The sequence below is a fragment of the Mesorhizobium sp. WSM4887 genome (assembly GCF_029625865.1).
Classification (GTDB): Bacteria; Pseudomonadota; Alphaproteobacteria; order Rhizobiales; family Rhizobiaceae; genus Mesorhizobium.
Map to the genome: position 1 here is coordinate 1 of NZ_JARTVP010000064.1, position 256 is coordinate 256.

Genomic DNA, 256 nt, shown 5'->3' on the forward strand with positions numbered 1-256 from the left:
GTAGAGAAAGACTGCGACCAGCATGATGGCGTCACCGAAATTGAGTTCCAGCGTCAACAGCCGGCGCGGGTCGCCATGGCAGGCGGTGAGGATCACGCCGGCGACGGTCAGCACGACGCCGACAATCTGCGCCCAGTTCACGCGCAGGCGGAAGAAGACGAAATTGGCAGTCATGATCAGGATCGGCATCGCCGCCTGTTCGATCGAGACATTGATCGCTGTCGTGTAGTTGAGCGCCGTGTAGAAGATGGTGTTG

The 256-nt window shown here is 59.4% G+C and carries 1 protein-coding gene; it reads right to left on the bottom strand.

Going from position 1 to position 256, the window contains the following annotated elements; genetic code table 11:
• The coding region (locus tag P9230_RS32335) for an EamA family transporter (RefSeq protein WP_278121768.1) at window positions 1-256 on the bottom strand (256 nt) is incomplete at both ends.